We start from the raw sequence: 23,546 nt of genomic DNA on the forward strand, positions 1-23,546 counted from the left end.
CGCCCGAGTTGCCGCCGCCGCCGCCGGGTACCGTTTCAGGCGATGTCGAACGTACCCTCGGAACTTGTCGCTGGTCGGTACCGGCTTTTGTCGCCGCTCGGCCAGGGCGGCATGGGTCGGGTGTGGAAGGCGCAGGACGAGGTGCTGCACCGGACTGTGGCGATCAAGGAGTTGGTGCCGCCGCCCGGTCTCACCGATGAGGAGCGCCGCGAGATGCGGGAGCGTTCGCTGCGGGAGGCGCGGGCGATCGCTCGCCTCAACAATGGCAACGTCGTTCGCATCTTCGATGTGCTGCGCACCGATGGTGATCCGTGGATCGTGATGGAGTACGTGGCGTCGAAGTCCCTGCACGGCATGCTGGCCGAGCAGGGGCCGGTGTCGCCGGCTCAGGGGGTGCAGATCGCTCTGGGGGTGCTTGGTGCGCTGAAGGCGGCGCATCGGGCGGGGGTGATGCACCGGGACGTCAAGCCGGGCAATGTGTTGCTCGGCGAGGACGGGCGGGTGGTGTTGACCGACTTTGGAATTGCCACGGTGCCGGGTGACCCGAATGTCACCCGCACCGGCATGGTGCTCGGCTCCCCTGCCTACCTCGCCCCGGAGCGGGCCCGGGACGGTACCGCCGGGCCGGAGGCGGATCTCTGGTCGCTGGGGGCGACGCTGTACGCGGCGGTGGAGGGCAAGTCGCCGTACGCCCGCCCTTCGGCGATCGGTACTCTCGTGGCGCTGGCCACCGAGCCGCCGCCGCCGCCGAAGAACGCCGGCCCGCTGCGCCCGGTGCTCAACGGCCTGCTGCAAAAGGATCCGACCCAGCGGATCACCGCCGAGGCGGCGGAGGAGTTACTGCGCCGAGCCGACGCCGCCGCCACGGCGATGCCGGCCAACGCCCGTCCGGCCGAGGTCCGCCCAGCCAACAGCGGCCCAGCCAACAGCGGCCCAGCCAACAGCGGCCCAGCCAACAGCGGCCCAGCCAACAGCGGCCCAGCCAACAGCGGCCCAGCCGCGTCGGTCCGCCCGCCGGTGGCCCGAGCGGACGCCGGGCCGGCGGCGAAGGCCGGCGAGTCGGGTGTCCCGGCATCGCCCGTGCCCCCGCCAGTCGTGCCCGGCGCCGGTGCGAAGCGCTACTCCACCCGCCACAGGTGGTTGTTCACTACCATGGCGGGCCTGCTTCTGCTCGGTGCCGTGCTGCTATCCGGATGGCTACTCGCCACCCGACCGTTGATCGGTGCCGTGGCGGGCCTGCTGCTGCTCGGTGCCGTGACGGCCTACCCCCGGCGCACCCCGGACGACGACGGAGTAGATCCGGATGCCGTCCTACCCGGCGCCGCGCCCACCGCGGCTCGGGCACCTTCGACGGCTGAGGGCGGCTAGATCGGGTGTTAACCGGGGTGGGCTCGCCGGTACCGGGATCCTCGGTGTAGACCGGAGAACTCGGTGCGGGGCGGCAGTCGTCGTCAGCCGGGCAGGCCGGAGGCGCGCCAGGCGTCCGGGCCGGCGGCGAGGCCGGAATTGGCAGGGCGGGCGCCGCGTGCCCAGGCGGAAGCCGTAGGTGGGGCGGGGGTTGTCGCCGGCCTGGGGTGAACGACGATCGCGCCCACCAGGGCGGCCAACTCCTCAGCGGTCGGCGTGCCGTGAACGACACGGAACAGTGGCTCCTCGGCAGACATGGCGTCAGCGTACGCGTGGAGTATTGGATCTTCGTTGCGCGGTGGCGTGCCGCCCGAGTTGCCGCCGCCGCCGCCGGGTACCGTTTCAGGCGATGTCGAACGTACCCTCGGAACTTGTCGCTGGTCGGTACCGGCTTTTGTCGCCGCTCGGCCAGGGCGGCATGGGTCGGGTGTGGAAGGCGCAGGACGAGGTGCTGCACCGGACTGTGGCGATCAAGGAGTTGGTGCCGCCGCCCGGTCTCACCGATGAGGAGCGCCGCGAGATGCGGGAGCGTTCGCTGCGGGAGGCGCGGGCGATCGCTCGTCTCAATCACGTCAATGTCGTTCGCATCTTCGATGTGCTGCGCACCGATGGTGATCCGTGGATCGTGATGGAGTACGTGGCGTCGAAGTCCCTCCAGGACACGCTGGCCGAGCAGGGGCCGGTGTCGCCGGCTCAGGGGGTGCAGATCGGTCTGGGGGTGCTTGGTGCGCTGAAGGCGGCGCATCGGGCGGGGGTGATGCACCGGGACGTCAAGCCGGGCAATGTGTTGCTCGGCGAGGACGGGCGGGTGGTGTTGACCGACTTCGGAATCGCCACGGTGCCGGGTGACCCGAATGTCACCCGCACCGGCATGGTGCTCGGCTCCCCCGCCTACATCGCCCCCGAGCGGGCCCGGGACGGTACCGCCGGGCCGGAGGCGGATCTCTGGTCGCTGGGGGCGACGTTGTACGCGGCGGTGGAGGGCAAGTCGCCGTACGCCCGCCCTTCGGCGATCGGTACTCTCGCGGCGCTGGCCACCGAGCCGCCGCCGCCGCCGAAGAACGCCGGCCCGCTGCGCCCGGTGCTCAACGGCCTGCTGCGCAAGGATCCGACCCAGCGGATCACCGCCGAGGTGGCAGAGCGGCTACTGCGCCGAGCCGGCGGCAAACGTTCGCAGCTCATCCCGCTGCTGTCCGGCGTACGCCGGCCTGGGCCGAACCGTCGCCAAGGGCGGACGCCAGCGTCGGTGCCGGCGCCGCGACCGGCGCCGAAGCCGCCCGAACCCCCGGCGTCGGCGGCACCGGCATCCGCGCCGTCACCCGGTGGGCCACCACCGGCGGTCGAGCCGCCGGCCGATGCCGCCCGCACCGCGAAGGTGACGGGTACCGGCCCGACCGCGCCGGTCAATCCTCCGGTGGAGCGACCGGACGCCGACCCGACGGCGAAGCTCGGTGGGCTGTCGGTCGCCCCGGCCTGGTCCGTGCCCCCGCCCGGTGGGCCCGAGGCCGGTACGAAGCGTCACGCCACCCGCCGCAACCTGCTGATCGGTGCCGTGGCGGTCCTGCTCCTGCTTGGTCTCGTGGTGGCCTATCCGCGCCTTGCCACGGAGGATGGCGGAGCGGATCCGGGTGCCGTCGCGACCGGTGCCGGGGCCAGCACGGCTCCGGCCAACTCGGCTCCGAGCGCCACGGCGCCGACGAGTTCCCCGCCGACCAGCGCCAGCCCGGCAGCGACCAGCCCGACCCCGAGTGGCGCGGCGGGCGCGGCCCTGCCGGCCGGCTGGAAGTTACACCGGGACGCCACGGGGTTTGTGGTGCCGGTGCCGCCGGGGTTCGACCTGGACTACCGCCGGCAATGGGGTCGGGGGCCGGAGGACTATCGGGTCCGGTTCTCCGACGGTCAGGGGCGGGCCCTGCTCATCGACCAGACGACGACGCCACTGGACGATGCCGTGGCCGACTGGCGTAAGCAGGAGGCTGCCCGACGCGACGGCTACCGCGGCTACCAGCACGTCAAGATCGTTTCAGTGGACTACTGGGATGAGGCCGCCGACTGGGAGTGGATCTTCGATGGCGACCACGGACGTCAGATGCACGTCCGTAATCGTGGCTTCGTGACCGCGCCAGACAAGGGCTACGCGATCCGCTGGGACTGCCCGGAGGACGACTGGGCGGCGAACGAGTCGATTTTCGAGATCATCGCCGCCGGGTTTGTGCCAGTACGTAGCTGATCTCGTCCCGGCTGGCCGAGGGCGGCCAGATCGGGCCGGCGGTCGGCCGGGAGGAGGGCGGTAGGCTCCCCGCCCATGGTGTCGATCGACGGTCTGACCGGTATCTGGGACACACTGCTCGGCGCGCAGCCGGACCCGCCTCCGCTGCTGGTGCTGCTGACCGGGGTGGGGGCGCTGGTCGTGGTCAGCACCGGGCGCCCCTGGCGGGTCGCCCGCAACGCGGTCACCATCGCCCACGAGGGCGGGCACGCCCTGGCCGCCCTGCTCACCGGCCGTCGCCTGCACGGCATCCGGCTGCACTCGGACACCTCCGGGCTCACCCTCTCCGCCGGTCGCCCCACCGGACCCGGCATGGTGATCACCCTGCTCGCCGGCTACCTGGCTCCACCGCTGGTCGGGCTCGCCGGCGCCGGACTCCTCGGTGGCAACCGGATCACCCTGCTGTTGTGGATCGCCGTCGCACTGCTGCTGGCCATGCTGGTCCTGATCCGCAACATCTTCGGAGTGCTGTCGCTGCTGGTCACCGGAGGGCTCGTACTCGCCGTCTCCTGGTACGCCGCACCGCAGGTGCAGGCGGCGTTCGCGTACACCGGGGTGTGGTTCCTGCTGCTCGGCGGTATCCGCCCGGTGGTCGAGCTGCAACGGCTACGCGCCCGCGGCCGGATGCCCGCCTCCGACGTCGACCAACTCGCCGGCATCACCCCCTTCCCCGCGTTCTTCTGGGTCACGGTGTTCGCCCTGGTCAACCTGGTCGTGCTGGGCTTCGGCGCGGCGCTGTTGGCCGGCCCGGCCTGGACCGGGTACGGGCTGGTCGGCTGAACCGGGCCGTCCCGGATGGCCCAGTCGAGGCGGAAGAGCCGGGACCGCCGGCAACCCGGGGCCGGCGCTGGTGCGTGACGAGTTCTATCGGGGGAGCCGGCAGCGGCTGCTCGGCTTCGTGTACGTGCTCACCGGTGACGCGGGTGGACTTCGCCGGTGCAGAGTCGCTCCTGCTGCGGCACTCGTCCTCCCTGTCCGCCAACCCCACGACGGGCGAACTGCAGGCCGTGGCGAACTCGCCGGAGCTGCGGGTCGTGTTGCGCGTCGATGACCTGGTGACGGTGCTCTTCGTCAGCATGGCCGGCGAGGCGGAACTGGTCCGCCTCGCCGACGTGGCGGCCCGTCGCATGTGCACCGCCGCCAGCCCGCCCTGCTGAGCCACGCCGACGCTGCACCTACAGCGGGATGTTGCCGTGCTTCTTCGGGGGAAGGGTCTCGCGCTTGGTACGCAGTACCCGCAGCGCGCGGACAATCTGTGCCCGGGTTTCGTGCGGCGGGATGACCGAGTCGATGTACCCGCGCTCGGCGGCGATGTACGGGTTGGCGAGGGTGTCCTCGTATTCGGTGATCAGCTCGGCCCGTCGCGCCGCCGGGTCGGCGGCGCCGGCCAGGTCCTGCCGGTGCAGGATGTTGACCGCCCCCTGCGCCCCCATCACCGCGATCTGGGCGGTCGGCCAGGCGAAGTTCAGGTCCGCGCCGAGGTGCTTGGAGCCCATGACGTCGTACGCACCGCCGTACGCCTTGCGGGTGATGACGGTGACCTTTCCGACGGTGGCCTCGGCGTACGCGTAGATGAGCTTCGCGCCCCGGCGGATGATGCCCTCCCACTCCTGGCTGGTGCCGGGGAGGAAGCCGGGTACGTCCACGAAGGTGAGTACGGGAATGTTGAACGCGTCGCAGGTGCGGACGAAGCGCGCGGCCTTCTCCGACGCGGCGATGTCCAGCGTGCCGGCGAAGTGCATGGGCTGGTTCGCGACCACGCCGACCGGCCGGCCCTCGACCCGGCCGTAGCCGACGATCAGGTTCTGCGCGTACAGCGGCTGCACCTCAAGGAACTCGCCCTCGTCGAGGACGTGCTCGATGACCTGGTGCATGTCGTACGGCTGGTTCGCCGAGTCCGGGATGAGGGTGTCCAGTTCCCGGTCCTCGTCGCTGATCTCGAGGTCCAGGTCGACCGGGTACGTGACCGGCTCATCCAGGTTGTTCGACGGCAGGTACGACAGCAGCGCCTTGACGTACTCGATCGCGTCCTCCTCGTCGGTGGCGAGGTAGTGCGCGTTGCCGCTGCGCGAGTTGTGCGTACGGGCGCCGCCCAGCTCCTCCATGGCGACGTCCTCACCGGTGACGGTCTTGATCACGTCCGGGCCGGTGATGAACATGTGTGAGGTCTGGTCGACCATGACGGTGAAGTCGGTGACCGCGGGCGAGTAGACGGCGCCGCCCGCGCACGGGCCGAGAATGAGCGAGATCTGCGGGATGACGCCACTGGCCCGTACGTTGCGGAAGAAGATCTCGCCGTAGAGGCCGAGCGAGGTGACGCCCTCCTGGATTCGGGCCCCGCCGGAGTCGTTGATCCCGATGACCGGGCATCCGGTCTTCATGGCCAGGTCCATCACCTTGACGATCTTTTCGCCGAAGACCTCGCCGAGGGAGCCGCCGAAGACCGTGAAGTCCTGCGCGAAGACGCAGACCTGGCGGCCGTCGATGGTTCCGTAGCCGGTGATGACGCCGTCGCCGTAGGGGCGGGTCTTCGCCAGTCCGAAGTTGGTGGACCGGTGTCGGGCCAGCTCGTCCATTTCGACGAAGGAGCCGGGGTCGAGGAGGAGCTCGATCCGTTCCCGCGCGGTCTTCTTGCCCCGTGCGTGCTGCTTGTCCACGGCGCGCGCCGACCCGGCGTGCACCGCCTCGTCGATCCGACGCTCCAGGTCCGCCAGCTTGCCCGCGGTGCTGTGGATGTTGGTCCCGGTCTCGGTAGTCACCAAGGGAATATAACGATGGTTCAGCTGGGCGCCGCTGTGCAGTACGCCTCACCACCGCTCATCGGAAGGGCCGTAGGCTGGCGGGATGCTGGGTTCCCCGTACACCGACCTGGATCGCCCACCACTGTCGGTGGCGCGGCTGCGTCGCGCGTTGGTCGCGCCGCACGGTTCGTGGGCCCGGCTGGAGCTGCGCGCCGAGACCGGCTCGACCAACGCGGACGTGGCCGAGTATGCCCGCTCCGGGGAGCCGGAGGGCCTGGTACTGGTCGCGGAGCGGCAGCGTGCGGGGCGGGGCCGGCGGGGCCGCGACTGGCAGTCGCCGGCTCGGGCGGGGATCGCGACCAGCGTCCTGCTTCGGCCGGGGGAAGCGGTGCCCGAGCGGGGCTGGGCGCCGGTGCCCCCGTCGGCGTACGGGTGGCTGCCGCTGCTGGCCGGAGTGGCGCTGGTGCAGGCGGTGACCCGGCTGGCCGAGTTGGAGGCCACCCTCAAGTGGCCGAACGATCTGCTCGTCGGTGACGCGAAGTGCGGCGGGATCCTGGCCGAGGGGGTGCCGGTGGCGGGGGCGGCGGCGCCTCCCGCGATCGTCCTCGGCATCGGTCTGAACGTGACTCTTCGTGCCGACGAGTTGCCGGCGAACCCGAATGGCCTGCCGGCGACCTCGCTGCAGTTGGCCGGTGCCGCGGCGACCGACCGGGATCCGTTGTTGCGGGCGCTGCTCCGGTCGCTGGGCGACTGGTATGGGCGGTGGCGGGCCGCGGAGGGCGATGCGGTGGCCAGTGGCCTGCGCGCGGCGTACCTGGCCGGCTGTGCCACCGTGGACCGTCCGGTCCGGGTGCTGCTGCCGGACGGTGGCGAGTTGACCGGCACGGCGACCGGCGTTGACTCCGACGGCCAGCTGGTGGTGGCCACCCCGGAAGCCACCCGGCACCTCTCCGCCGGCGACATTCTGCACCTGCGCTGAACGGCCACGGCTGACCCGGCGGGGCCGGGCTCGGTAGCGGCTGTCGTCGTCCAGCCCGCGCGGCTGATGTCGTGGGGTGGTGTGAGCGGTTACGGTCTGCGCGTCCGATCTGTGCTGGAGGTACCCGTGGCGTTTCCTGAGGACGTGCTCACCGAGGACGAGCACGTCGTGCTGCATCTGCACCCGCACTGGAAGGTCCTGGTCCGGCCGGCCGCGGTGACGGTTCTCGCCGTCGCGGTGGTGGTGGGCGCCCTGGTACTGGCCCCCGACGGTGCCGGTGGGACGGCGGTGTTGGTGGTGCTGGGCGGGGCGGCGCTGGTGGGGGTGCTCTGGTTCGCGCTCTGGCCGGCGCTGGTCTGGCAGGCGACCCACTACCTGTTCACCAATGAGCGGGTGCTCATCCAGCAGGGTGTGCTCTCCCGGGACCGCCGGGACATCCCGCTCACCCGGGTCACCGACCATGCGATGCAGCAGCGCCTCAGCGAGCGGTTGTTCGGCTGCGGAACCCTGACCATCGACTCCGCGGGGGAGCGTGGGCGGTCGGCGTTGGATGATGTGCCGCAGGTGGGGCGGGTGCAGACGATGCTCTACGAGTTGGTGGAGGCGCAGTACGACCGGCCGCTGTCCGGCGACGCCGAGCTTCGGGAGGGGTTGACCGAGGCCCGGGACGGCAGGCCGTCCGGGGAATCGGGCTGAGCGGGTCCCGTCGCAGCCGGGCGGGCTGGGCCGGTCGCCGGCGGCGCCCCGCCCCGGAGCCGGGCGGGCTGCGACCGCGGCGCCGCGCCCCGGAGCCCCGGAGCCCGGGTGCGGTCAGGGGCGACGGGATCGGCGGGTGCTCGGTTGGAGCTCCGCGGCGAGTTCGGCGGCCAGCTCCCGGTCCAGGTCGAGGCGGGCGTCCAGCGGGATGGTCAGCCCTTGGATTGGTGCGTGGAGGGGGTGGCGGGTGCCCGGTGGCGGGGCGGTTTCCTCCAGCTCCGAGACCGACTCCGCCAGCTCGGCGACCGGGTCCATCTCGGCCATCGTGTCCCACTCGTCGCGGGGGATGCTGTGCCAGTTGTTGGTGGCCGGCGCCGGTGCGGGCTGGAAGACGAACGTCCGGTAGGACCAGAACCGGAACAGCGTCGCCAGCAGGACACCCATCGTCTTGGCGAGGTTGAGGGCGAGCAGGCTGGTCACGCCGAGGCCGTATTTGGCCGCGGCCAGCACCCCCAGCTCGATGAGGAGCCCCGCACCGTTAAAAAGAAAGAAAAGGACATACTCGCGTCTAACTGCCGTTTTCGGGCGATCACGGTACGTCCAGTGGCGATTCATTAGGTACGACGTGATCGTCGCGGTGATGGTGGCGACGACCGTCGCCTTCAGTGCACCACCCTGGAAGACAGTGAGTGCAAGGGCGTTGAACACCGCGTAATTGATGACGGTGTTGACGCCCCCGACGATGCCGAATTTGAGCGCCTCATGCAGGAACTTCTGCCAACGCTCGGGCAGGAGACGGACCAGACGCATGCAGAACACCTTAGGCGAGTGGGCTGGGCCGGGATCGTCCCGGCCTGGCGAGATGGGCGCCAGGTCACGCCCGGTTTCGGTCGTGCTTCGCTTCCGGTGCGGCGGGAGTTCCCGCTGGTACGAAGACGAACCGTCGATAGGACCAGAACCGGAAGAGGGTCGCCAGCCCGGTGCCGACGAGATAGCTGGCGATGTTGTCCGCCAGCGGGGTCTGGAAGACCTCCGGCCAGATCTGGCCCAGGCCGTAGCGGCTGATCGCCAGGACCGCCACGGTGATACCGAGGCCCACCGCGTTGAAGATGAAGAAGAGCGCGTACTCGCGGGCTGGGTTGGCGCCCCGGCGGTGTCGCCACGTCCAGAACCGGTTGCCGAGGAAGGCGAAAGTCGCCGCCACCACCGTGGAGATGGTCTTCGCAGTCACCTGCTCGACGTCCTGCACCGAGGTCAGGAGGTTGAAGAGGGCGAAGTCGACGATGAAGGCGATGCCGCCCACCGTGGCGAACTTGCTCAACTCGTGGACGAGGTGACCGAACCGGTTCAGCAGGGAGTGGATCAGGCCCGGCCGGGTCCGCCGGGAGCCGGGCTCGCCGGTCATCGTCGCTGCCACCGAGCGAGCGTACCGGGTGTCGGCCCACGGCACGGGTAGCTCCGGTCGGCATGGCTGGTACGGACAGTGGTGACGGGCAGGGGATAGCAAGCCCCGGGCCGGGTCTCCCGAGCCATCCGGCCAAGCGCACGCCGGTACACCGCCGACGTACCGGACGACGGCGGGCCGGCCGTTTCGTCACTGGATTTGCGTGAAACTGCGCGTGAAAGCGGGTATTAGCTCGCGATGCCGCAGCCGGACCGTAGCTTGTGCAGTTCTTCACAACCAGTCCCACTGACTGCTGACGCAAGCCGGTTTACGCTGAGGCCAATCCCAGGTTTCACGTAGGCGACGCGACGCGCCGTCAAGCCTCGTGCATCCCATAGACCGGTCAGCGTCGACCACAAGGAGATGTGTCATGGTTGCTCCGGCCACTGTTCGGGGTATCGATCAGGCCCCGACATCCCACCCCAAACTGCTTGCCTGGGTCCGTGAGATCGCGGAACTGACCACCCCGGACCGTGTGGTCTGGGCGGACGGGTCAGAAGAAGAGTGGCGTCGTCTCACCGACGAACTCGTCGAGGCGGGCACCCTGGTCCGGCTCAACCCGGAGAAGAAGCCCAACTCGTTTTACGCGCGGACCGATCCGACGGATGTGGCGCGGGTCGAGGAGCGTACCTACATCTGCTCGGTGGACGAGGCAGACGCCGGCCCGACCAACAACTGGATGGCGCCGGCCGAGATGAAGCGGACGATGACGGAGCTGTACCGCGGTTGCATGCGCGGTCGCACCATGTACGTCATCCCCTTCTGCATGGGCCCGGTAGAGGCCGAGAAGCCGATGTTCGGCATCGAGATCACCGACAGTCCGTACGTGGTCGCCTCGATGCGGATCATGACCCGGATGGGTGGGAAGATCCTGGCGGCGATGGGCGACGACGCGGACTTCGTGCACGCGCTGCACTCGATCGGCGCACCGCTCGCACCGGGCCAGCAGGACGTGTCCTGGCCGTGCAACGAGACAAAATACATCTCGCACTTCCCGGAGACCCGGGAGATCTGGTCCTACGGCTCCGGCTACGGCGGCAACTCGCTGCTCGGCAAGAAGTGCTACTCGCTGCGGATCGCCAGTGTGATGGGGCGGGACGAGGGCTGGCTCGCCGAGCACATGTTGATCCTGAAGATCACATCGCCGGAGGGGAGGGTCTACCACATCGCCGGGGCCTTCCCATCGGCCTGCGGTAAGACCAACCTCGCCATGCTGGAGCCGACCATCCCAGGCTGGAAGGTCGAGACCATCGGGGACGACATCGCCTGGATGCGGTTCGGCCCGGACGGGCGCCTCTACGCGGTCAACCCGGAGTACGGCCTCTTCGGGGTCGCCCCCGGCACCGACTGGAAGACCAACGCCAACGCGATGCGGACGTTGGACCGCGGCAACTCCGTCTTCACCAACGTGGCCCTCACCGACGACGGCGACATCTGGTGGGAGGGCATGGGCGAGCCCCCGGCGCACCTTATCGACTGGAAGGGCAACGACTGGACGCCGGAGAGCGAAAACCTCTCCTCGCACGCCAACAGCCGGTTCTGCACCCCGATCACCCAGTGCCCGATCCTCGCCGAGGACTACTACAACCCCAACGGCGTACCGATCGACGCGATCCTCTTCGGCGGCCGGCGTCGGGACACCGTTCCACTGGTCACCGAGGCGCGGGACTGGGTGCACGGCGTCTACCTGGGCGCGACGCTCTCCTCGGAGACCACCGCCGCGGCTTCGGGCGCGGTGGGCGTCGTGCGTCGGGACCCGATGGCGATGCTGCCCTTCATCGGCTACCACGCCGGTGACTACTTCCGGCACTGGATCGAGATGGGCAAGGGCGTCGACGGCGACGAGTCGAAGCTGCCGAGCGTCTACTACGTCAACTGGTTCCGCAAGGATGCCGAGGGCAACTTCCTCTGGCCGGGCTTCGGCGAGAACTCCCGGGTCCTGAAGTGGATCGTTGAGCGGATCGAGGGCCGGGCCGACGCCGTGGAGACCCCGATCGGCATGGTTCCCACCGCGGACGCACTGGACGTCGAGGGCCTGGACATGACCTCGGAAGACATTCGGATCGCGCTGAAGGTCGACGCGAACGAGTGGCAGGCCGAACTACCGATGGTCACCGAGTGGTTTACGAAGTTCGGGGACAAGCTGCCCGGTGTCCTCTGGGCCGAGCTGGACGCGCTGCGTGCCCGGCTCGACGCGGAGCCGCGGTAGTAGCGGATTTGGCTGGGCCGGCGCCGCGGGCGATGGATGGTCCCGGCAACGGCAGCCGAGAGCAATAGCTCGGCGGCGGCGAGGGGCGACCGGGCTGGTCCACGGGCGACGAGTTCGATGTGATGGTGGGGGCCGGCCCGGCGGCCGGTCCTTCCCGATCGCGACGGCCGGTGGGACATCCGGACGCCGGCCATGATCGGGCGTGGTCTGGCCGTCGGCGATCGGCATCCCGAGCCGTGAGGCGTCATTCCGGTCGCTACCCTGGCAGGTGATGACTCTGCGGGACGTTGTCTACTCGGTGTACGAACGCCGGCTCACGGCCAGGTTGGCGGGCAAGCCGGTGCCTCAGCACGTCGGTGTGATGTGTGACGGTAACCGCAGGTGGGCGCGGGAGATGGGGTTCGTCGACCCCAACGACGGCCACCGGGTCGGTGCCGAGCGGATCAAGGAGCTGCTGCGGTGGTGTGACGCGGCCGGCGTCGGGCATGTGACGCTCTGGCTGCTCTCCACCGACAACCTGACCCGCCCGGCCGCCCAGCTCGATCCGTTGTTGCAGATCATCGAGGACCTGACGAGCGAGCTGGCTGAGGAGGGCAACCCCTGGCGGCTGCGGCTGGTCGGGGCGCTCGACGTGTTGCCGGCGCAGCACTCGGCGGCGCTCAAGGCAGCGGCGGAGCGGACCCGGGACCGGGTGGGCGGCGCACAGGTCAACATCGCCGTGGGCTACGGCGGCCGGCGTGAGATCGCCGACGCGGTGCGATCGTTCCTGCACGAGCACGCGAAGGCCGGCACCGGCATCGAGCGGCTGGCTGAGACGTTCGATGTCGAGCACATCACCGAGCACCTCTACACCCGGGGCCTGCCGGACCCCGATCTGATCATACGGACCAGCGGCGAGCAGCGGATGTCCGGTTTCCTGCTCTGGCAGTCCGTCCATTCGGAGTTCTATTTCTGCGAGTTGAACTGGCCGGATTTCCGCCGGGTCGACTTTCTCCGCGCGCTGCGCTCCTACGCCAGCCGGCAGCGTCGCTTCGGCATCTGATCGCCCCAGCCCGGGAGTCAGGCCAGCCGGCGCGCGGCGGCGGTGAGGAAGTCGCCGAGGTCTGCGGGCGAGTCGATGGTCAGATCCGCGGCGGCGGCAACCTCTTCGCCGGTTTCCGGGTTGGCGACCGCGACGCAGACGCCGAAGAAGCGTGGGTCGGCGGTGGCCCGGGCGCGTAGCGCCGCGAATGCCTTGATGTCCGATACGTCGTCGCCGAAGTACCAGGCGGCCTCCGCATCCCGCACCACCTCATCGATGACCATGCCCTTGTCCCGGTCGACTGGCGGCTTCAGCTCCAGGACCATCCGTCCGGCCTGGACCCGCAGGCCGAGCTGCTCGGCCTGCGCGTAACCCCACCGGGTAACCGCCGGTCCGAGCTGCGGGGCGGTCCGCCAGTGCAGTGCCACCGAGAGCCGTTTGTACTCCACCAGGGTGCCCGCGGGCAGCTCGGCGCGGGCCTGACCGGCGAGCTCCGCCATGGTCGGCACCCAGGGCAGCGCCGCTGGTTCGGTGACGGTTTCGCCGCCGGAGTGGCTGTGCTCCAGCCCGTAGAGACCGTAGAGGTCAACACCGGCGAGATCACCGATTCGCTCGCGGAGGAAGTCGACCGGGCGTGCGGAGACGATCGCGATCCGACGGACGACGGGAGCGAGCGCCTCGATCGCGGTGAGCACCCTCGGTGCGGGCTGCACCGCCGTCGGGTCGTCCCGGACCGGGGCGAGGGTGCCGTCGAAGTCGAAGAAGAGGACGGTTCCGGCCGCCCGGGCAGCGGTTTCCTGCCAGGCGAGGTCGGCGGTGAACGGGGTTTTCGGCGGCTGCTTGCCCAGATTCAACGGCGGCACGCGCGACAGCGTACCCCGCTTGGAGCGGCTCAATCGTGGCCGTGAGGTGCCCGGCCACCGGGCCTGGTGGCGGGGTGGATGCGGGGTTTGTGGCGGCGTTCAGCGTTCGGCGGCTTCCCGTCCCCGACGCCCGATCGGGACGACGGTGGCTTCCCGACTGTGCCGGAGCAGGTAGCCCTCGACGAAGCCGGAATTTCGGTCACCGGTGCCGGATTCGATCTCGTTGAGCCGGGCCACCAGGAACTCGGTGAGCGCGCTGATCCGGTCGTTGAGTCGGTCGTTCAGCTCGGCGAGCACGGCCAGGACGACGGCGGTGCCGGTGGCGGTGAGCGTGACGAGGTTGACGAGCAGGGGAAGCTGCTCGCCGTTGACCGCCAGAGTCACCGCGTTCCCGGTCACGCACAGCGTCAGGGACGCGGTGCCGACCACGACTGCCAACCACTTCAGGGTCATGGACAGACCCCTCCTTCTGTCCCGCAGGGCTGGGTTCGGCCTTCCCGTCCCCCCGCCGACGACGAGCCCAAGCAGTACGATTACGGACGCTAGCGTGCCGATCCGGGCCCGGGAGCGAAACGAATGAGTCTGACCTGCTGTTCTTTCGCCATCTGAGGATCATCCAGCCTTTTTGCCCTGGTTTGGCGCTGCAACGGGGAGAGTGGGCCGATACGCGAGGTATCGGATAGTTTCTCGAATGTGGAACTTCTCCGCATCCGATACCTCGGGGTTGACAAGTCGGCGCAGGAGTGCCTCGACGTCGGGATCCATCGGGGGCGGGGTCGTCTCGGCTCGGTGGAGAGTGCTCCGCCGGTCCCAGCCCAGCGTGGTGAAGGCGGTTGCCGGGTCGAGCCCGAGTCCTTCACAGAACGCCACGACGCGTTCCGCCTCCGGGTCGCTGGCCCAGTCGCCCCGGACCCATCGGTTGACTGTTTGTCGGGAGACGCCGGTGCGCCGGGAGACCTCAGTGCCGCTCCAGGCGCGGGTGGCCCGGGCCTCGTCGAGCGCGCGCCGGACGAAGGTGGCGAAGGCGATCTTTCGTGCGTTGGCCGTCTCGGTCACCTGGTGACCGTACGACTATGGGGCCCTCGAACGGTCTCCTGGCACGCGGTTGTCACGTGAATGTGACGACTTTCTCGGCTTTTGTTGTCTGGTTCGGTGCTACTGGCACCGGTCCTCACCTGTGTTAATAGGGTGCCAGCGCGGCTGGCGGGGAATCAGACGAAAAGCTGATACTGTCACGTTCGCGGGACACTCTACCGTGTGTCCGTGCAGGAGACGATGACTGCTTGCTCCCATGCGTGATATCTCCGGCACGAGGGGGACTTGGTGACCGAACTCGCCACCCGAGCGCAGGCATTCGGCCTGATCGCCGCCGGGGTAGCCACCGGCTTGAGCGCGCCCTGGTGCCTCTACCTGGCCCGGGGTTCCCGTTACCTCTCCCTCAGCGTCGGGGACCGGGCGGAGTGGCACGCCTGGCGTACCCACCTCGGTTGTCCGGAGCTCCGTGTCCGCGTCTACGACGCGGGCGGTGAGATCTGCCGCTCGTCGGTGGCCGAGGTTGTCCTGGACGGGTGCCGGATCCGCGTCGAGCTGGTCGAACAGGTCGGCATCGCCGACCTCGACCAGCTGCTCGTCGTGGACCCCACCCCGGTTGAGCCGGAGGAACGATGAGTCCACACAGTCCGCGGTCCGGAGTGGCCGGATGAGCCCACTCCTCGCCCTGCTCCTCGTCTGCGTCCTGACCGCCACCAGCTATGCCGCCGGCCGGCTGCATGGTCAGCTCAGCTACCGGATCGGTTACCGGTTCGGCTATCGGCAGGGCTACTTCGATGGTGACCGCGGCGCCTGGAACCGGCGGCGGCGCGACGCCCAGGCGGCGATCGCGTCCGCGCTCGCCGGTCCGCCACCGGTGGACCCGGTTCGCAAGCGCAACGCGCCACCGATGGCCCGGTCCGGCACCACCTACACCGGCACGGCGGCGGCTCCGGTCGGTGGCCGACAGGCGACCGGCACGGCGGCGGCCCCGGCCGATGGCCGACAGGCGACCGGCACGGCTGCGGCCCCGGCCGATGGTCGACATTCGACCGGGACGCTGGTTCGGCGAGCGGGTGAGTAGCCGGCGGGCGGGAGGCTCTCGACTACCCTGAGTGGCGAAAGGCGGGTTCGGGAGTGGCGCAGCTCACAATATGGGCTGGTGGTTTCCCATCCGCTCTACTGTGCGCAATCGTGTCCCCGAGCGCTCGCACATCCGGCGGATCGTCGGCGATCGTTCGCCCGCGTCCCCGTTGGCGGAGCTGCCGGGAGACTCGCGCGGTCGGAGTGCTCGCGGTGTGACCCCACCCCATCCGGGTGTGGTCAGCGCCGTTTTCGTGCCCCGAAAGGAAGGGACCACCTCGTGAATCGGCTGTGGAGCCGGTTGGGTGCCCGGACGGCCGCGCTGGCGCTGCTCGCTGCGGGCGTCGTCGGCGGCTTCCACCTGGGCGACGACCGGGATCAGGGCCAACACCTGTCGGAGACCGCCGGAGTCGAGCAGGTTGCGCTGCGAGCACCGCGGGTGCATCCGATGAAGGAGCAGGCTACCGAATACCAGCAGAAGCTGCACGACGCCGTGGTCGCCGAGGCGACGGCCGAGCGGAAGCGCCGGGAAGAGGCCGCTGCGGCCTCCCGGACTGCGGCGCGAGCCGCGGCAGCGGAGCTCGCCAAGGCCCAGGCCAAGGCCAAGGCCGAGGCCGAGGCCGAGGCGGAGAAGCCGTACGACGGCCCGATCCCGGACTCGTGTGCGGAGTTCACCGGCAACCGGCAGATCGGCTGCGCGGAGATGCTCAACGCCGGCTTCGAAATCGACGAGTTCCCCTGCCTGGACAAGCTCTTCACCAAGGAAAGCGGTTGGGACCACAAGGCCCGAAACCCGTTATCCGGTGCCTACGGGATTCCGCAGGCGCTACCCGGTAGCAAGATGGCGTCGAAAGGCGACGACTGGGAGACGAACCCGAAAACCCAGATCCTGTGGGGGCTCGGCTACATCGAGGGCCGCTACCAGACGCCATGCAATGCCTGGGCCTACCTGCAGCGCATGGGCTGGTACTGAGTTCCAGCAGGCGCGGATGCTGATCATCGGACGGCGACGGGGTGTGCTTGGTCACACCCCGCCGCCGTTCAATCAAATTTGACACCGGCCCAGGTAGCGGCGGTCGCCGCTACCTGATAGCTGTTGACGGGTGAGCCTGCTATCGGAGGGCAGTGACCCGCACCGGTTCGGCACCGAGGCGTTCTACGCCGCGATCGGCCGGTCCTTCGTCGCCATGTGCGCGGTGGTGCCGTTCCTCTTCCTCGTCGAGGCCGTTGACCAGGGGCTGGCATTCGGGCTCGACCCGGCGGCCGGCATCATCCCGCAGCGCCTCGACGGCCTGGACGGCGTCTTCTTCTCACCGTTTCTGCACCACGGCTTCGATCACCTCTACAGCAACAGCATTCCGCTGATCCTGCTCGGCACCTTCGTGCTCGCGGCGGGTGCGCGTCGCTTCCTCTGGTCCACGTTGATCATCATTTTGGTCAGCGGGCTCGGCGTCTGGTTCACCGGAGCGCCGAACTCCGTCGTGGTCGGCGCGAGCGGCGTCATCTTCGGCTACCTCGGCATCCTGCTCACCCGGGGTATCGTCGAGCGGAGCTGGTGGAACTTCGCGGTGGTTCTCCTGGTCGGCCTCCTCTATGGCTGGCAACTCGTCGGCATTCTCCCCACCGACGAGCGGATCTCCTGGCAGGGGCACCTCTTCGGGCTGCTGGGCGGCGTGGTCGCCGCGATCGTCTTCCGGCGGCGTCAACCTGGCCTGGGTGGCCCGCACTACTCCGACTCGACCCGCATCTTCGGCTGACCGGAGCGGCGCCAACCGACTGTCGGACATCCTTGCCCGGCGGCTCCGGCACCTCTACCGTCAGGATCAGCGTCGGTTGAGCCGGGAGCGGAAAGCGACGGTACGCCCATGCACGAGGTCGATGTCGCGGTGATCGGGGCCGGGCCCGCCGGCCTCTTCGCCGCGTACTACGCCGGCTTCCGCGGGCTCTCGGTGGCAGTGGTGGACGCGCTGCCCGAGCCCGGTGGCCAGATCACGGCGATGTACCCGGAGAAGTTGATTCACGATGTCGCCGGATTCCCGGCCATCAAGGGCCGGGATCTGGTGGCCAACCTGGTTGCCCAGGCCGCCCCGTTCGACCCGCGCTACCTGCTCGGCACGCGGGCCGAGAAGCTGTCCTACGCCGATGGCCGGCCGGTGCTCGGCCTGGCCGGGGGTGATCAGCTCCGCTGCGGCGCGGTAGTGATCACCGGCGGGCTGGGCAGCTTCACACCCCGCCCGCTGCCGGTCGCGGAGCGCTTCGTCGGTACCGGAATCATCTACTTCGTGCCGCAGCCGGCGGACCTCACCGGTCAGGACGTGCTGATCGTCGGTGGTGGGGACTCTGCCTTCGACTGGGCGTCAACCCTCCAGCCGCTGGCCCGTTCGGTGACCCTCGTGCATCGCCGGGAGAAGTTCCGAGCGCACGCCGCCACCGTCGCCCGAGTCCGCGCCCTGCCGGTGCGGGTCGTGGTGAACGCGGAGGTGACGAGGCTGCACGGGGGCGGCGCGGTGACCGGTGCCGAGATCACCGTCCGGGGCGGCGCGGCGGAGTTGTTGCCGGTCGACACCGTCGTCGCGGCGCTCGGCTTCACCGCCGACCTCGGCCCGCTGGCGGAGTGGGGCCTGCGCCTGGACCGCCGGCACCTCGTGGTGGACAGCACCATGGCGACCAACCTGCCGCGGGTCTTCGCCGCCGGGGACATCACCGAGTACCCGGGTAAGGTCCGCCTGATCGCCACCGGCTTCGGTGAGGCCGCGACCGCGGTGAACAACGCGGCCGTGGTGCTCGATCCGGCGGCGCACCTCTTCCCCGGGCACTCCTCCGACGGGACCTGACCCTCTGGTGACCGGCTTACCGGGGTAGGCCGACGAGGTCGGCCATCATCGCGATCTGGTGGTCGAAGTAGTCGTCGCGGTGCCGCAGACCGCCCTTGATCCGGCCGAAGAGCTCGAAGCTGATCAGCCCGAAGAGCTGGGTCCACCCCGCCAGCACCCGGGCGAGCAGCGCTGCCGGCATCCCCGGGACGAGGCTCGCCGCGATGTCGGCGAGGTCGTCTCGGACGGGTTGGGGTAGGTCGTCGGCCGGGGGGTGGGTGAGCTGTCCGGCGGCCAGCCCGTCGCGGGCGATGCCGAGCAGGGTCATCGGTGGGCGTGTTGGACTCCTCGGCCACCCAACAGGCCCTCGGGATCGCGCCGACCGCGCTCGAAGAGGCCCTCGCCGAGACCCTCCGTGCGCTGCGCCGGGACCCCGGTGTCAGCTCGGCGAAGCGCCGCTCCTAACGCCGGGCGGCGATCAGGACAGCGACCAGGGTCAGTGCCGCGCCGAGCAGGGTGGTGGCGTCCGGGCGGGAAGCCGCGGTCGGCAGGAGCACGTCCAGTAGGACCGCGCCGACCACCTGGCCGGCGATCGTGGCCAGGCCGAGCAGCAGCACCCCGGTGAACTCGACGACAGCGGCGGCGATCGCGATGAAGGTGATCCCGATCGGCCCACCCAGGTAGAGCCACGGCTCGGCCGGCGGTGAACCAGCGGGTAGCCCGCGTACCGCGATGTCGACCGCGAAGACCGCCAACAGGGCGACGAGGCCCACCGTGAAATTGACCAGCGTCGCGGTCAACGGGCTGCCGGCCGCCCGGCCGACCAGCCCGTTGACGGCCTGCTGCCAGGCCACCACGATCCCCGCGAGCAGCGGCAGCACCGCCAGCGCCAACGCGGTCGGATCGTTGAGCCGCCCGCCGACGGCCAGCCCGACCGCGAGCACGGTGAGCGCCGCCCCGAACAGGCGCCGACCGGTAACCGGCTGGCGTCCGCTCGGGCCGATGCCGGCCCGGTCCACGAGGAGACTGCTGGCGGACTGGCCGGCGACCACCGCCACGGTGAAGACGGCGACGCCGAGGGTGCCGACCGTGAGGCCCTGCGTCGCCACGAGGAACGCCCCGCAGAGCCCGCCGAGGCACTGCCACGGGCGCAGCCTGCCGGCGGTCAGCGCGGCGCGCAGGGCGGCCAGCCCGCGCCGTCCGCCGGGCGTCGCCGGCACCAGTACCAGCAGGACCAGCAGGCCCAGACCGAACGAGACGACCGCCGCGGCGACCCCGTCGGCCAGGCGTACGCCCAGCTCGCCGTTGACCCGGGATTGCACGGCGACGGCGACTCCGGCGATGGTCGCGAGCACCACCCCGACCAGCCGGCGGGCCGGGGACGGCCGGGGTGGCGCCCCCGGCACTGCCTACTCCTGCTCGGCGAGGGGGCGGCCGTCGTAGTCCACGGCGGAGTACAGCGCCAGCTTCTCCAGCCGGTGATAGGAGTCGATCATGCGAATCGTGCCGCTCTTCGAGCGCATCACGATCGATTGCGTGTACGCCCCGCCGGCCCGGTACCGGACACCGCGGAGCAGGTCGCCGGAGGTGACCCCGGTGGCGACGAAGAAGCAGTTGTCGCCGGTCACGAGGTCGTCGGTGCCGAGCACCCGGTCGAGGTCGTGACCGGCGGCGACGGCCTTCTCCCGTTCCTGCTCGTCGCGGGGCCAGAGCTTGGCCTGCAGGGCGCCGCCCATGCACTTCAGGGCGCAGGCCGCGGTGATCCCCTCGGGGGTGCCGCCGATGCCCATGAGCACGTCGACGCCGGACTCCTCGCGAGTGGCGGCGATCGCGCCGGCGATGTCACCGTCGGAGATGAAGCGGATGCCCGCGCCGGTGCGGCGGACCTGGTCCACCAGCCCGTCGTGCCGGGTCCGGTCCAGCACACAGACCGTCACGTCGGCGGCGTCGGTGCCCTTGACCCTGGCGATCCGTCGGATGTTCTCGGCCGCGCCGGCGTTGATGTCCACCACATCGGCGTAGGCCGGGCCGACGGCAAGCTTCTCCATGTAGAAGACGGCACTCGGGTCGAACATCGCCCCGCGCTCGGCGACCGCCAGCACCGCCAGGGCGTTCGGCATGCCCTTGCTCATCAGGGTGGTGCCGTCGATCGGGTCGACCGCGACGTCAACCTCCGGCCCCGTCCCGTCGCCGACCTCCTCACCGTTGAAGAGCATCGGCGCGTTGTCCTTCTCGCCCTCGCCGATCACCACGATCCCGCGCATCGGAATCGAGTTGATCAACTTGCGCATCGCGTTGACGGCGGCGCCGTCCCCGCCCTCCTTGTCGCCCCGGCCGACCCACCGGCCGGCGGCCATCGCCGCGGCTTCGGTCACCCGGACCAGGTCGAGGGCGAGGTTGCGATCAAGATTCTGTGGGGTCCGCGTCGTGGTGTTCGTCATGACGGCTCCTCCTCGCGACGGTGCGGGGTGGCCCGGCAGACGTGGTCGCTGCCGGCTTTGTCGCTGATCCTCACATGATCGGCCACACTGCGTGGTGGTGGGGCGGTGATGGCTTGGTCACGTCTGATCGGGTGGCTGCGAAGATAGCGGGGTGGAACCCGCACAGCCCGCCGACCGCGTCCCTGCCGACCAGACCGCGCCGGAGCTTTCGCCGGTCGAGCCGGCGCCCCCCGGCCCGGCCGCGCCCGCGACCGCCGAGGGCCCGGCGTTGGTCGAGCCGGCCACCGGCCCGGCGACTGCCAGCGGCCCGACCGAGATCACCGGCGCGGGGGAGACCAGTGCTGCGCGGGAGGCCGGCGAGTCGTCGGCACCGCCCGCTGCGGCGGACACCACCCGTTCGGAGCGTTCGCCGAAGGACATGGCCATCTCGCTCCTCGTGCTGCTGGTCCCGATCGCCCTGCTGCTCGCCTTCTACCGAGGCTTCCTCGGGGGAGACCAGGCAGCCGTCGTGGACCCGGCGCCCGCGTTGGACTCGGCGCAGGCGGCGGCGGCCTTTCCGGTCAGTCAGCCACAGGGGCTGGACGCGGGATGGCGCACCGTCCGGGCCGACTTCCGCACCGTCGAGGGCGGGTCGACGCTGCGCCTGGGCTACCTGACCCCGGAGGGGCGGGGGGCCCAGGTCGTGCAGAGCAGCGTGCCGCCGGAGCAGTTGCTCCCCACCGAGCTGACCGATCAGGGGCAGCCCCAGGGCCGGACCGACCTCGCGGGACGCACCTGGCAGCGGTACACGGCCCGCGGCAACGAGCAGGCGTTCGTGCTCCTCGAACCGGACCGCACAGTGATCGTGGTCGGCGACGCCCGAGACACCGAGCTGCGGGAGTTGGCCGGAGCACTGGGCTGAACTGGGACCCGACCAACCGGCAGCGGGGCGGGGCCGTGGTCAGTCGGTGGGTTCTTGTCGAGCGGCGTCCAGGCGGGCCCGGGCGCCGTCCAGCCACGCCTGGCAGACCCCGGTCAGCTGCTCACCGCGCTCCCAGAGGGCCAGTGACTCCTCCAGCGTGGTGCCGCCGGCCTCCAGCCGTTCGACCACCGACGCCAACTCGGCGCGGGCCTGCTCGTAGCTGAGCCGCTCGTCCTTCGTCTCCTCGGTCATCGCTCACATCCCACCACACCTGTCCGTCCCGGCTATCCCCGCCGTGCCCGGTGCGCCGTCGGTGGCCCGCCCGACACCGGTGCCCGGGTTCGGCCGGATCGGCGGCGGAACCGCTACCGCCGTTGGGCCTCCGGGTGGTGCTCGTCGACGTCGATGGTCGCCGCCAGCTCCCCGTCGGCGAGCCGGACCCGCACCGGGTCCCCGACGGCGACCTCGGAGACCGTGCGGACGACGGTGCCGTCGGCGCGCCGCACGATCGCGTACCCCCGGTCGAGGGTGGCGGCCGGGGAGAGGGCCCGAAGCCGGGCCCGGGTGTGCCGAAGTTCGTCCTCGGCGGCGGTCAACCGGTGGGCGAGACAGCGGTCGGCCCGATGGCGCAGCCCGGCGACGTCGGTGGCCCGTTGCTCGATCATCACCGCTGGCCGGGCCAGCACCGGCCGGGATCGCAGCAGCTCCAGCCGGTGTGCCTCGCGGTCAACCAGGTTGCGCACCGCGCGTTCGAGTCGGGACCGGGCCTGCCCGATCAGGCGTACCTCCTCGGTGAGGTCCGGCACGACCCGTTTGGCCGCGTCGGTCGGGGTGGAGGCGCGGATATCCGCGACGTAGTCGAGCAGCGGTGCGTCGGTCTCGTGGCCGATGGCGCTGACCACCGGGGTACGGGCGGCGAACACCGCCCGGCACAGCGCCTCGTCGGAGAAGGGCAGCAGGTCCTCGATGCTGCCGCCGCCCCGGGCGATCACGATCACCTCGATGGTCGGGTCGGCGTCCAGCACCCGCAGCGCGTCCACGATCTGCGGCACGGCCGACGGCCCCTGCACGGCCACGTTGACCGTGCGGAACGCCACCGCCGGCCAGCGTCGGTGGGCGTTGGTACGCACGTCCCGCTCGGCGGCGCTGGCCCGCCCGGTGATCAGCCCGATCCGGCGCGGGAGAAAGGGCGGGCGTCGTTTGCGCCGGGGGTCGAAGAGCCCCTCGGCGGCCAGCAGCTTCTTCAGCTTCTCCAGCCGGGCCAGCAACTCACCCAGCCCCACCTGTCGGATCTCGTCGGCGCGCAGGCTCAACGTGCCCCGGGCGGCATAGAAGTCGGGCTTGGCGTGCAGCACCACCCGTGCGCCCTCGCGAAGCTGCGGTGCGCCGGAGTCGAGCACGTCGCGGTTGGTGGTCACGGCCAGGCTGAGGTCGGCCGAGGGGTCCCGGAGGGTGAGAAAAACCGTGCTCGCGCCGGGCCGGCGACTGACCTGCGCGACCTGCCCGTCCACCCACACCCAGCCCAGCCGGGCGATCCAGGCGCTGATCTTCTGGCTGACCACCCGGACCGGCCATGGCTCCTCAGGCGTGCTGCGGGTAACCCCGCCATCCGAACTCACCCGCTCACCCTACGGACCGTCCCGGCGGGTC

The 23,546-nt window shown here is 70.6% G+C and carries 24 protein-coding genes and 3 pseudogenes; 15 read left to right on the plus strand and 12 right to left on the minus strand.

Features of this window, described 5'->3' with window-relative positions; translation table 11 throughout:
- Positions 1-42 precede the first annotated feature (42 nt).
- A pseudogene (locus T398_RS03770) lies at positions 43-1,344 on the plus strand (protein kinase domain-containing protein); the annotation flags it as partial.
- Positions 1,345-1,451: 107 nt separating this feature from the next.
- Here T398_RS03770 and T398_RS03775 read toward each other — a convergent pair.
- Positions 1,452-1,664, minus strand: a complete 213-nt coding sequence (locus T398_RS03775) for an acyl-CoA carboxylase subunit epsilon (protein ID WP_496444572.1) — start codon at positions 1,662-1,664, stop codon at positions 1,452-1,454.
- A 92-nt stretch (positions 1,665-1,756) separates the two neighbouring features.
- On the opposite strand from T398_RS03775, the gene T398_RS03780 reads away from it, so the two are divergent.
- The 3 genes and pseudogenes from T398_RS03780 to T398_RS03790 all read left to right on the plus strand — a co-directional run.
- Positions 1,757-3,637, plus strand: a complete 1,881-nt coding sequence (locus T398_RS03780; protein ID WP_496444574.1) for a serine/threonine-protein kinase — start codon at positions 1,757-1,759, stop codon at positions 3,635-3,637.
- 75 nt (positions 3,638-3,712) lie between these two features.
- A complete protein-coding gene (locus T398_RS03785) occupies positions 3,713-4,456 on the plus strand; it encodes a M50 family metallopeptidase (protein ID WP_496444576.1) in 744 nt (247 codons plus the stop codon).
- A gap of 140 nt (positions 4,457-4,596) precedes the next feature.
- Positions 4,597-4,833: pseudogene (locus T398_RS03790) on the plus strand (hypothetical protein); the annotation flags it as partial.
- Between the two features lie 18 nt (positions 4,834-4,851).
- Here the strand turns inward: T398_RS03790 and T398_RS03795 are convergent.
- Positions 4,852-6,435 (minus strand): acyl-CoA carboxylase subunit beta, encoded by a 1,584-nt coding sequence (locus T398_RS03795; RefSeq protein WP_496444578.1) that lies wholly within the window; start codon positions 6,433-6,435, stop codon positions 4,852-4,854.
- An 85-nt stretch (positions 6,436-6,520) separates the two neighbouring features.
- Between T398_RS03795 and T398_RS03800 the strand changes: the two genes are divergently transcribed.
- On the plus strand, positions 6,521-7,396 hold the full coding sequence (locus T398_RS03800) for a biotin--[acetyl-CoA-carboxylase] ligase (protein ID WP_496444580.1): 876 nt from the start codon (positions 6,521-6,523) through the stop codon (positions 7,394-7,396).
- A 66-nt stretch (positions 7,397-7,462) separates the two neighbouring features.
- Positions 7,463-8,092, plus strand: a complete 630-nt coding sequence (locus T398_RS03805) for a PH domain-containing protein (protein WP_496444582.1) — start codon at positions 7,463-7,465, stop codon at positions 8,090-8,092.
- 114 nt (positions 8,093-8,206) lie between these two features.
- Here the strand turns inward: T398_RS03805 and T398_RS03810 are convergent, their stop codons facing one another.
- On the minus strand, positions 8,207-8,902 hold the full coding sequence (locus T398_RS03810; RefSeq protein ID WP_496444584.1) for a GtrA family protein: 696 nt from the start codon (positions 8,900-8,902) through the stop codon (positions 8,207-8,209).
- A gap of 64 nt (positions 8,903-8,966) precedes the next feature.
- On the minus strand, positions 8,967-9,542 hold the full coding sequence (locus T398_RS03815; RefSeq protein ID WP_496444586.1) for a GtrA family protein: 576 nt from the start codon (positions 9,540-9,542) through the stop codon (positions 8,967-8,969).
- 364 nt (positions 9,543-9,906) lie between these two features.
- Here T398_RS03815 and T398_RS03820 point away from each other — a divergent pair, with 364 nt between their 5' ends.
- Together T398_RS03820 and T398_RS03825 are read left to right on the plus strand one after the other, a co-directional pair.
- Complete coding sequence (locus T398_RS03820; RefSeq protein WP_496444588.1) at positions 9,907-11,745, plus strand: phosphoenolpyruvate carboxykinase (GTP); 1,839 nt, start codon at positions 9,907-9,909, stop codon at positions 11,743-11,745.
- Between the two features lie 271 nt (positions 11,746-12,016).
- Positions 12,017-12,787 carry an isoprenyl transferase gene (locus tag T398_RS03825; RefSeq protein ID WP_496444590.1) on the plus strand — a complete coding sequence of 257 codons (771 nt, stop codon included), beginning with the start codon at positions 12,017-12,019 and terminating at the stop codon, positions 12,785-12,787.
- Positions 12,788-12,804: 17 nt separating this feature from the next.
- Here the strand turns inward: T398_RS03825 and otsB are convergent, their stop codons facing one another.
- The 3 genes from otsB to T398_RS03840 all read right to left on the minus strand — a co-directional run bounded on the left by otsB (position 12,805) and on the right by T398_RS03840 (position 14,685).
- Positions 12,805-13,629, minus strand: coding sequence for a trehalose-phosphatase (gene otsB, locus T398_RS03830; RefSeq protein WP_496444592.1), 825 nt, complete (start codon positions 13,627-13,629; stop codon positions 12,805-12,807).
- A 99-nt stretch (positions 13,630-13,728) separates the two neighbouring features.
- The gene (locus tag T398_RS03835; RefSeq protein WP_496444594.1) at positions 13,729-14,082 is read right to left on the minus strand and encodes a hypothetical protein; all 354 of its coding nucleotides are present in this window, start codon (positions 14,080-14,082) and stop codon (positions 13,729-13,731) included.
- Positions 14,083-14,241: 159 nt separating this feature from the next.
- Positions 14,242-14,685: a helix-turn-helix domain-containing protein gene (locus T398_RS03840; RefSeq protein WP_496444596.1), complete on the minus strand. Its 444-nt coding sequence runs from the start codon at positions 14,683-14,685 to the stop codon at positions 14,242-14,244.
- Between the two features lie 267 nt (positions 14,686-14,952).
- On the opposite strand from T398_RS03840, the gene T398_RS03845 reads away from it, so the two are divergent.
- From T398_RS03845 to T398_RS03865, 5 genes are all read left to right on the plus strand, one after another.
- The gene (locus T398_RS03845) at positions 14,953-15,297 is read left to right on the plus strand and encodes a hypothetical protein (RefSeq protein WP_496444598.1); all 345 of its coding nucleotides are present in this window, start codon (positions 14,953-14,955) and stop codon (positions 15,295-15,297) included.
- Positions 15,298-15,328: 31 nt separating this feature from the next.
- A complete protein-coding gene (locus T398_RS03850; protein ID WP_496444600.1) occupies positions 15,329-15,742 on the plus strand; it encodes a hypothetical protein in 414 nt (137 codons plus the stop codon).
- A gap of 279 nt (positions 15,743-16,021) precedes the next feature.
- A complete protein-coding gene (locus T398_RS03855; RefSeq protein WP_496444602.1) occupies positions 16,022-16,714 on the plus strand; it encodes an aggregation-promoting factor C-terminal-like domain-containing protein in 693 nt (230 codons plus the stop codon).
- A 130-nt stretch (positions 16,715-16,844) separates the two neighbouring features.
- Positions 16,845-17,498 (plus strand): rhomboid family intramembrane serine protease, encoded by a 654-nt coding sequence (locus T398_RS03860; RefSeq protein ID WP_496444604.1) that lies wholly within the window; start codon positions 16,845-16,847, stop codon positions 17,496-17,498.
- A gap of 108 nt (positions 17,499-17,606) precedes the next feature.
- Positions 17,607-18,575, plus strand: a complete 969-nt coding sequence (locus T398_RS03865; protein WP_496444606.1) for an NAD(P)/FAD-dependent oxidoreductase — start codon at positions 17,607-17,609, stop codon at positions 18,573-18,575.
- Between the two features lie 16 nt (positions 18,576-18,591).
- Here T398_RS03865 and T398_RS03870 read toward each other — a convergent pair.
- Positions 18,592-18,891, minus strand: a pseudogene (locus T398_RS03870) (TetR-like C-terminal domain-containing protein); the annotation flags it as partial.
- Here T398_RS03870 and T398_RS03875 point away from each other — a divergent pair.
- The gene (locus T398_RS03875; protein ID WP_496444608.1) at positions 18,885-19,019 is read left to right on the plus strand and encodes a hypothetical protein; all 135 of its coding nucleotides are present in this window, start codon (positions 18,885-18,887) and stop codon (positions 19,017-19,019) included. The pseudogene T398_RS03870 and the gene T398_RS03875 overlap by 7 nt on opposite strands.
- Here T398_RS03875 and T398_RS03880 read toward each other — a convergent pair.
- Positions 19,016-19,960: a DMT family transporter gene (locus T398_RS03880; protein WP_496444610.1), complete on the minus strand. Its 945-nt coding sequence runs from the start codon at positions 19,958-19,960 to the stop codon at positions 19,016-19,018. The genes T398_RS03875 and T398_RS03880 overlap by 4 nt on opposite strands.
- A 3-nt stretch (positions 19,961-19,963) precedes the next feature.
- Positions 19,964-20,995 carry a class II fructose-bisphosphatase gene (gene glpX / locus T398_RS03885; RefSeq protein ID WP_496444612.1) on the minus strand — a complete coding sequence of 344 codons (1,032 nt, stop codon included), beginning with the start codon at positions 20,993-20,995 and terminating at the stop codon, positions 19,964-19,966.
- 151 nt (positions 20,996-21,146) lie between these two features.
- On the opposite strand from glpX, the gene T398_RS03890 reads away from it, so the two are divergent.
- Positions 21,147-21,896 carry a DUF4245 domain-containing protein gene (locus T398_RS03890; RefSeq protein ID WP_496444614.1) on the plus strand — a complete coding sequence of 250 codons (750 nt, stop codon included), beginning with the start codon at positions 21,147-21,149 and terminating at the stop codon, positions 21,894-21,896.
- A gap of 39 nt (positions 21,897-21,935) precedes the next feature.
- Here T398_RS03890 and T398_RS03895 read toward each other — a convergent pair whose 3' ends face one another.
- Both T398_RS03895 and xseA read right to left on the minus strand, forming a co-directional pair.
- A complete protein-coding gene (locus T398_RS03895) occupies positions 21,936-22,148 on the minus strand; it encodes an exodeoxyribonuclease VII small subunit (protein ID WP_018721170.1) in 213 nt (70 codons plus the stop codon).
- 113 nt (positions 22,149-22,261) lie between these two features.
- Entirely contained in the window at positions 22,262-23,515 is a 1,254-nt protein-coding gene (gene xseA / locus T398_RS03900; RefSeq protein WP_496444616.1) for an exodeoxyribonuclease VII large subunit, read from the minus strand.
- Between the last annotated feature and the right edge of the window lie 31 nt (positions 23,516-23,546).

The sequence above is a fragment of the Salinispora goodfellowii genome, from assembly GCF_059570675.1.

Coding starts and splice junctions, on each gene's coding strand:
- T398_RS03775 (WP_496444572.1), bottom strand. CDS start 1,664: ATGTCTGCCGAGGAGCCACTGTTCCGTGTCGTTCACGGCACGCCGACC.
- T398_RS03780 (WP_496444574.1), top strand. CDS start 1,757: ATGTCGAACGTACCCTCGGAACTTGTCGCTGGTCGGTACCGGCTTTTG.
- T398_RS03785 (WP_496444576.1), top strand. CDS start 3,713: ATGGTGTCGATCGACGGTCTGACCGGTATCTGGGACACACTGCTCGGC.
- T398_RS03800 (WP_496444580.1), top strand. CDS start 6,521: ATGCTGGGTTCCCCGTACACCGACCTGGATCGCCCACCACTGTCGGTG.
- T398_RS03805 (WP_496444582.1), top strand. CDS start 7,463: ATGTCGTGGGGTGGTGTGAGCGGTTACGGTCTGCGCGTCCGATCTGTG.
- T398_RS03810 (WP_496444584.1), bottom strand. CDS start 8,902: ATGCGTCTGGTCCGTCTCCTGCCCGAGCGTTGGCAGAAGTTCCTGCAT.
- T398_RS03820 (WP_496444588.1), top strand. CDS start 9,907: ATGGTTGCTCCGGCCACTGTTCGGGGTATCGATCAGGCCCCGACATCC.
- T398_RS03825 (WP_496444590.1), top strand. CDS start 12,017: ATGACTCTGCGGGACGTTGTCTACTCGGTGTACGAACGCCGGCTCACG.
- T398_RS03835 (WP_496444594.1), bottom strand. CDS start 14,082: ATGACCCTGAAGTGGTTGGCAGTCGTGGTCGGCACCGCGTCCCTGACG.
- T398_RS03850 (WP_496444600.1), top strand. CDS start 15,329: ATGAGCCCACTCCTCGCCCTGCTCCTCGTCTGCGTCCTGACCGCCACC.
- T398_RS03865 (WP_496444606.1), top strand. CDS start 17,607: ATGCACGAGGTCGATGTCGCGGTGATCGGGGCCGGGCCCGCCGGCCTC.
- glpX (WP_496444612.1), bottom strand. CDS start 20,995: ATGACGAACACCACGACGCGGACCCCACAGAATCTTGATCGCAACCTC.
- T398_RS03895 (WP_018721170.1), bottom strand. CDS start 22,148: ATGACCGAGGAGACGAAGGACGAGCGGCTCAGCTACGAGCAGGCCCGC.